The sequence below is a fragment of the Streptomyces albidus (ex Kaewkla and Franco 2022) genome (assembly GCF_013870515.1).
GTDB classification, from domain to species: domain Bacteria; phylum Actinomycetota; class Actinomycetes; order Streptomycetales; family Streptomycetaceae; genus Streptomyces; species Streptomyces albidus.
Window position 1 is genome coordinate 1 of record NZ_JACBXA010000332.1, and the last position, 5,304, is coordinate 5,304.

At 72.3% G+C, this 5,304-nt stretch carries 4 protein-coding genes; 2 read left to right on the forward strand and 2 right to left on the reverse strand.

All coding sequences use genetic code 11. The annotated features are described in order from the left end of the window. Nucleotides 1–95 precede the first annotated feature (95 nt). A complete protein-coding gene (locus tag H5J26_RS28100; RefSeq protein ID WP_181768778.1) occupies nt 96–767 on the forward strand; it encodes a TetR/AcrR family transcriptional regulator in 672 nt (223 codons plus the stop codon). Here the strand turns inward: H5J26_RS28100 and H5J26_RS28105 are convergent. Together H5J26_RS28105 and H5J26_RS28110 are read right to left on the reverse strand one after the other, a co-directional pair. After that, the gene (locus H5J26_RS28105) at nt 724–2,760 is read right to left on the reverse strand and encodes a thioredoxin domain-containing protein (RefSeq protein ID WP_181768779.1); all 2,037 of its coding nucleotides are present in this window, start codon (nt 2,758–2,760) and stop codon (nt 724–726) included. The genes H5J26_RS28100 and H5J26_RS28105 overlap by 44 nt on opposite strands. A gap of 57 nt (nt 2,761–2,817) precedes the next feature. Then, complete coding sequence (locus H5J26_RS28110) at nt 2,818–3,981, reverse strand: hypothetical protein (RefSeq protein ID WP_181768780.1); 1,164 nt, start codon at nt 3,979–3,981, stop codon at nt 2,818–2,820. Between the two features lie 110 nt (nt 3,982–4,091). On the opposite strand from H5J26_RS28110, the gene H5J26_RS28115 reads away from it, so the two are divergent. Then, complete coding sequence (locus tag H5J26_RS28115; protein ID WP_181768781.1) at nt 4,092–5,270, forward strand: cystathionine gamma-synthase; 1,179 nt, start codon at nt 4,092–4,094, stop codon at nt 5,268–5,270. Nucleotides 5,271–5,304: the final 34 nt, after the last annotated feature.

Sequence of the window (5,304 nt, forward strand, 5' to 3'; positions counted from 1 at the left end):
GAGCCGGCGGAGGGGACCGAGGAGGAGCAGGGCCCCCTCGTCCTGCCCGGCACATAACTGGCCGCGCCCCGGCGGGATGGCGGACAATGAGATCCATGGCCCCCGCACGTACACCTGTGAAGTCCGCCTCGGACGAGCCCCGTCCGGGGCTGCGCGAGCGCAAGAAGATCCGGACCCGGCAGGCGATCCGCCAGGCCGCGTACCGGCTCTTCGACGAGCAGGGGTACGAGGCCACGTCCGTGGACCGGATCGCCGAGGAGGCGGAGGTCTCCCCCAGCACCGTCTTCCGCTACTTCCCCACCAAGGAAGACATCGTCCTCACCGACGAGTACGACCCGCTCCTGCACGCCGCCCTCGTGGCGCGTCCCGCCGAAGAGCCCCCGGCCACCGCGCTGCGGAACGCCGTGGTGGAGGTCTTCGAGCAGGCGATGAGCCAGGATCCCGGCCGCGAGCCCGCCGAGGCGCACCAGCGGATGCGGCTCGTACGGGACGTGCCGGCGCTGCGCGCCCGGATGGCGGAGCACATGTCCGCCACGAGCCGGTTCCTGACGAGCGCGCTGGCGGAGCGGACGGGGCTGCCCGAGGACGCCCTCGAACTGCGGGTGTGCACAGGGGCGTTGCTCGGCGCGCTCACCGAGGCGTTGTTCCACTGGGGCGAGGGCGACCAGACGCAGGAGCTGTTCGAGGTCGTCGATGTCGCCCTCCGCCTCGTCGAGAACGGCCTCAACTCCGCAGTGACCGCTCCAGGACCTCGGGGTCGGCGGTAGGGGCCTCGCAGGTGAAGTTGCGGCAGACGTACGCCGTGGGGTGACCGTCCAGCAGCGGCCGGTCGCGCAGCAGCGGCACGTCCAGCGCGGCCGACGAGCCCGGCTCTCCCATGGCGACGACCGCGCCGGGAGCCGTCGTCAGCAGGGCCGTGCGGTGCAGCGTCCCGGTGCCGGGATCGGTCTGCGGACCGACGACGGCGACCTCGCGAGGGCCGTCCAGGGCGGCCTCCGCTGCGGCCAGCCCCCATCCGATGAAGCGCGGCGCTCGTGACGCCAGCGCCCGTACGATCCCGAGCGCCTGCTCCGCCGACTCGCGGTGACGGCTGCTGCCGGTGTAGGCGGCGTAGGACAGCAGGGCCTGGGCGGCGGCCGTCCAGCCCGAGGGGGTGGCACTGTCCGTGGGGTCCTGCGGTCGGCGGATGAGTGCTTCCGCGTCGTCGGCGGTGTCGTACAGCGTGCCGTCAGCGGCCGTGAAGTGCCTGAGCAAGGTCTCCAGCAGGACGCCGGCGCGCTCCAGCCAACTGGTCCGGCCCGTCACCGAGTAGAGGCTGAGCAGGCCTTCGGCCACGTCTGCGTAGTCCTCCAGCACACCGGCGCTGGGGCCGGCGCTTCCGTCCCGTGAGGTGCGTACGAGGCGCCCGTCATCACTCATGTGCAGTTCGGTCAGCAGGGTGGCGGCGGAGGAGGCGGCCTCGACGAGGTCGGGGCGGTCGAAGTACGCGCCGGTCTCGGCCAGCGCCGCGACAGCAAGCCCGTTCCATGCGGCGACGACCTTGTCGTCACGGGCCGGACGGGGCCGCTGTTCGCGGGCGCGCAGCAGCCGCTCCCGTACGGAGGCGGCGCGGTCGGCGTCGGACGGGCCCTCGCCGCCGGGGAGTTGGAGGACCGAGGCGCCCTCCTCGAAGGTGCCCTCCTCCGTCACGCCGTAGTGGCCGGCGGCCCACTGCCCGTCCTCCTCGCCCAGAACCTCGTTCAGCTGGGCGGGAGTCCACACGTAGTACGCGCCTTCGCGGTGACGGCCGTCTCCGTCGTCGCTGTCGGCGTCGAGGGCGGAGGCGAACCCGCCCTGTTCGGTGCCCAGTTCGGCCACCATGAAGTCGGCCGTCTCCAGGGCGATGCGGCGTGCCGTCTCCGAGCCCGTGGCGCGCCAGGCGTGTGCGTAGACGCGGCACAGCAGCGCGTTGTCGTAGAGCATCTTCTCGAAGTGCGGCACGACCCAGGAGCCGTCGACGGAGTAGCGGGCGAAGCCTCCGGCGAGCTGGTCGTAGATGCCGCCGCGCGCCATCGCGTCGCATGTCGACTCGACCATGTCCAGGGCACCTTGGGATCCGGTGCGTGCGCGGTGCCGCAGCAGGAACTCCAGCGCCATGGACGGCGGGAACTTCGGCGCACCGCCGAACCCGCCGTGCGCCGCATCGAACTCGCGCGTCAACTCCAGCAGAGCGGAGGCCAGTTCCTCCGGTCCGGGCGGCTGCGGCTGGTCGTACCGGATGCCGCGAGCCGCCAGGTCCCGCACGATCCGGCCGGCCACGTCGGTGACCTCCTCGCGCCGGTCGGTCCATGCCGTGGCGACGCCTTCGAGCACCTGCCGGAAGGAGGGCATGCCGTGCCGGGGGGCGGGCGGGAAGTAGGTGCCGAAGTAGAAGGGTTCGGCCTCGGGCGTGAGAAAGACCGTCATCGGCCAGCCGCCCTGCCCCGTCGCGGCCTGTACGGCCTCCATGTAGACGGCGTCGACGTCCGGACGCTCCTCGCGGTCGACCTTGACCGAGACGAAGTGGGCGTTCAGGTAGTCGGCGGTGTCCTCGTCCTCGAAGCTCTCGTGTGCCATGACGTGACACCAGTGACAGCTGGCATATCCGACGCTGAGGAGCACGGGCGCCTCCCGCCTGCGCGCCTCCGCGAACGCCGCATCCGACCAGGGCCACCAGTCGACGGGGTTGTCGGCGTGCTGCAGGAGATAGGGGCTGGTCTCGTCCGCGAGTCGGTTAGCCATCCCTCCATCGTGCACGACGCCCGCCGCCCCACGGACCGCGCACGGCGCGTGCCCTCATCAGAGCTGCGCGCGCTCGCCGCCCGCCGACTCCCAGCCGGCCACGGCCAGAGCGCGGTAGGCCGCGTAGTGCGCGGCGGGATCCGTGGCGTCGGCCCAGGGCACCGCCCCCACGTAACCGTCCACGACGCGCAGGGCCTCCATCGCCTCGCCGTACCGTTCGGCACGCACGAGGAAGCAGACCAGCAGGTGCAGTACGTGCGGTCGTACGGGATGTTCCCCCTCGACCTGGTCGACGGCGTACTCCGCCGCCTCCACGGCCTTCTCGATCTCCGCGCTCTGGTACAGCCCGCTCACCACGTTGACCTCGGGCAGGTGCTCGTAGACCGCGAAGAGCGGAAGTGCGGGCAGCAGAGTGCCTTCCGGAGCGTGCGCGGCGGCGGTCTGCGCGAATGCGTCGGCCTCGGCGCGGGAGCCGCTGCCCTTCTCGGACCAGTAGGGCAGCGCGGCGATGTGAGCGCCCATGTGGTTCGGCGCCTTGCGCCGCAGCGTCGCCCACAGCTCCTCGAAGTCGGCGCGGCGGTACGAGAGATGGCGGGCCACGAAGAGCTCGGTGATGTGCGGCGTCGGGTCCTCGGGGGCGAGACGCACGGCCTCCTGGCAGACCGTGCGGGCCTCTTCGAGGATGATGCGGTGGTCCGCAGACGCGGGGTCGGCTACCGCCTGCCAGACGAGGAACTGGGCGTACACCTCGGCACCGCCCGCGTCGCCCGGCTGATCCGTACGCCACTCCCGCAGCCAGCTCGCGTCGCGCCGCCCGGGCTCCTTGCTGAAGGAGACGCCGCCGGCGTCGCCCTTGCCGGGGGCCTCCGCCGCTCCCAGGGCCCGCGCCGCGGCCAGCTCCATCGCCGCCGCACCCGCGATCGACTGCACCCGCTGCCAGCGCAGTTCCCACTCGTCACCTGTGAACGCCAGCAGCCGCGCGACGGGTTGCCAGTCCTGCGTGCGCTGGGTCTCCTCCAGGGCCTCGACGAACTCGTGGTCGGGGCCCGGCAGCCGTACGTCGAGCTGCTCCGTGGGCACGAACCCGTATCCGGCGCCCGGGTCGAGGGCACGGGCGAAGCCCTGCGCACCCTCCAGCCGCTGCCTGCGCCTGCGCATCGCAGGAGCGATCAAGACCCCGAAGACGGCGGTCAGCGCGATGAGCACGAGCAGGGCTTCCATGACTGCGTTCTCCCCCTGGGCGGGCGTGTGCGGCGGGCCGGGCGGCAATTCCTCAGAGCGGTTCGCCTGAGCCGCTCTGCCCCAACCGTACGGCGCATTACCCTCACCCCATGAGCGACCAGCATGACTACGGGCACACGCCCCAGAGCTTCGAGACCCTCGCGATCCACGCGGGGCAGACCGCCGACCCTGCGACGGGGGCGGTCGTGCCGCCCATCTACCAGGTGTCCACGTACAAGCAGGACGGCGTCGGGGGCCTGCGCGGCGGTTACGAGTACAGCCGTTCCGCGAATCCGACGCGGACCGCCCTCGAACAGAACCTCGCCGCCCTCGAGGGCGGCCGCAACGCCTTCGCGTTCGCCTCCGGCATGGCCGCCGAGGACTGCCTGCTGCGCACGCTGCTCGTGCCGGGCGACCACGTGGTGATCCCGAACGACGCCTACGGAGGCACCTTCCGCCTCTTCGCGCGGGTCGCGGAGCGGTGGGGCGTGCAGTGGTCGGTCGCCGACACCTCCGATCCCGCGGCGGTGCGCGCCGCGCTGCGCGACCGTACGAAGGCCGTGTGGGTGGAGACGCCGTCCAACCCGCTGCTCGGCATCAGCGACATCACGATGCTGGCCGAGATCGCGCACGGGGCCGGGGCACGGCTCGTCGTCGACAACACCTTCGCGAGCCCGTATCTGCAGCAGCCCCTCGCCCTGGGCGCCGACATCGTCGTGCACTCGACGACCAAGTACATGGGCGGCCACTCCGACGTCGTGGGCGGCGCCCTCATCGTGAACGAGGCCGAGCTGGCCGCCGAGGTGGCCTTCCACCAGAACGCGATGGGCGCCGTCGCCGGCCCGTTCGACTCCTGGCTGGTGATGCGGGGCACGAAGACTCTCGCCGTCCGGATGGAGCGGCACAGCGAGAACGCGACCCGCGTGGCCGAGATGCTCACCGCGCACGCCGGCGTCTCTCAGGTCTACTACCCGGGGCTTCCCTCGCACCCGGGCCACGAGACGGCCGCGAAGCAGATGCGGGCCTTCGGCGGAATGGTCTCCTTCCGGGTGGCCGGCGGTGAGGAGGCGGCCGTGCGGGTCTGCAACAGCACGCACCTGTTCACGCTCGGGGAGTCCCTGGGCGGCGTCGAGTCGCTGATCGAGCACCCGGCCCGCATGACCCACGCCTCGGCGGCGGGCTCCGCCCTGGAGGTTCCGGCAGACCTCATCCGCCTCTCGGTGGGCATCGAGTCGGTGGAGGACCTGCTGGCGGACCTGCGCCAGGCGCTGGACACGGCCCTGACCTAGGGGGCGCCCGACGCGGTCTCGGGGCTGCCCCGGG